Origin of the sequence: Parashewanella hymeniacidonis, assembly GCF_016900895.1 — a bacterium.
Lineage (GTDB): Bacteria > Pseudomonadota > Gammaproteobacteria > Enterobacterales > Shewanellaceae > Parashewanella > Parashewanella hymeniacidonis.
Window position 1 is genome coordinate 1 of the sequence record NZ_JAFEUN010000253.1, and the last position, 1,839, is coordinate 1,839.

The 1,839-nt window shown below is 42.8% G+C and carries 2 protein-coding genes; one reads left to right on the forward strand and one right to left on the reverse strand.

Annotated features, from left to right (window positions below; genetic code table 11):
- The coding region (locus JQC92_RS22870; RefSeq protein WP_239480688.1) for a DUF6444 domain-containing protein at positions 1 to 125 on the reverse strand (125 nt) is incomplete at its 3' end.
- 188 nt (positions 126 to 313) lie between these two features.
- Between JQC92_RS22870 and yegD the strand changes: the two genes are divergently transcribed.
- On the forward strand, positions 314 to 1,672 hold the full coding sequence (gene yegD, locus JQC92_RS22135; protein WP_205001691.1) for a molecular chaperone: 1,359 nt from the start codon (positions 314 to 316) through the stop codon (positions 1,670 to 1,672).
- The last annotated feature ends 167 nt before the right edge of the window (positions 1,673 to 1,839 follow it).

The window sequence follows — 1,839 nt, forward strand, 5'->3', positions numbered from 1 at the left end:
TTCTGAGAAGACTGCTTTAACCTATCTTCGTATTCCCGAAGTTTTTGCCATAACTCTTGAATCAGCAAATTAGCATCTTTCAAATTGGCAGGTTGTGGAGCATCTTTCTCGAAGCATTTTTTCATGTGTACATAAAAACACCATAAAAAGATCGTTCAAGTAACAATGTTAGATCAAGTGACTTGTTTCACAAAAAACAAGAGGGGCTTGGTGAATGGTTACCTGCGTTTTTTAGGATCAAAAAACCCCCAAGACAATTAGATGCGATTGCTGTATCTTATCCGACCTTTTTATCAATTCGGGATGGGTAAAAATGTTTGTTGGATTCGACTACGGCAGTGCCAATTGCTCAATGGGCATTCTTAACAATGGCCAAGTAGAGCTGTTACCTTTGGCTGAAAGTAGCCCTTATATCATGTCGACGCTGTATGCGTTAGACCGAGATCTTATCGCAGAAGCGGTGTACCGAAACTTACCTAAAGTTCAGCAAGCCGAATACGCAAAGTTACGCTCAGCGCAGCTAAGTCGTGCTCGTCAAGCTCGTCACGAACTTGATTTAGACGCTAATGAGCAAACCGTGTTTATCGGTCAAGCGGCATTTGAGCAATATCTTGAAATGCCAGAAGAAGGCTTTTATGTGCGTTCGCCAAAATCATTTTTAGGCGCAGTAGGCTTACGCCCAGAGCAAATGGCGTTATTCGAAGATATTGTGACGTTGATGATGCAGCACGTAAAAGTGCAAGCAGAGCAATCGCTGACTGAAAACATCACTCATGCCGTTATTGGTCGTCCCGTTAACTTTCAAGCCATTGGTGGTGAAGACAGTAACCAACAAGCCGAAGCCATTTTATCTGCTGCGGCCAAAAGAGCAGGGTTTGAACAAGTTATCTTCTTATTCGAACCCCTCGCTGCTGCGATGGATTTTGAAGCCTCATTAAACGAAGACAAAACCGTACTCGTGGTCGATGTCGGCGGTGGTACTACTGACTGCTCAATGGTGAATATGTCACCTAAGCGCAGCCACCAAAGCGATCGTAAAGCCGATTGCTTAGGCCACAGTGGTCAGCGTATTGGTGGTAACGACCTCGATATCGCCTTTGCAATGAAAGGTTTGATGCCAGAGTTTGGCAGCGAAAGTAAGCTCGGTGATGGTAAAACCATGCCCAATAAAGTGTTTTGGAATGCGGTAGCGGTGAATGATGTCAGCGCCCAACGCGCCTTTATTGAACTGAGCACCAAGACCCTCATTAACGAGTTATTGCGAGACGCACAGGAACCTGAAAAACTAAAACGTTTACAAAAATTGAGAGAAGAACAGTTGAGTTACCGTTTAGTTAAGCAGGCTGAAAAAAGTAAAATTCAGCTATCAGATGCATCGGCATGTCACGCTGATTTAGGGTTTGTTGAAGACGCATTATCGGTTGAATTAAATCAGCAACAACTTGAACAGGCGATCACGATTCCATTGCAAAAAGTGGAAAACTTAATGTGCCAAGCGGTGGATGAAAGTGGTGCAACACCTGAGCTAATCTATATCACAGGTGGTACAGCAAAAAGTCCTGCGATTTATCAACAAATCAAAACCGTATTCCCAGAAACTGAAATTATTATTGGTGATCACTTTGGCTCTGTGACCTCAGGCTTAGCACGTTGGGCGCAAAGGGTGTTTTAATTGTTACTTTTGGTGGAGCATTGTCTTCACCCTTTTTTACTTTATAAATAGTCGGTTCTGAAAAAATCCATTTCAAGAGTTAAAATGTACGGCATCTGATTTACGCAAAATTCAGAGCCGTACCCCAAAAGCAAGATTTCTTAGATTTTGCATCAATTTCACTACAA

Bases quoted from the DNA above. Each gene is read 5' to 3' on its own strand.
- yegD (WP_205001691.1), top strand. From the start codon at position 314: ATGTTTGTTGGATTCGACTACGGCAGTGCCAATTGCTCAATGGGCATT.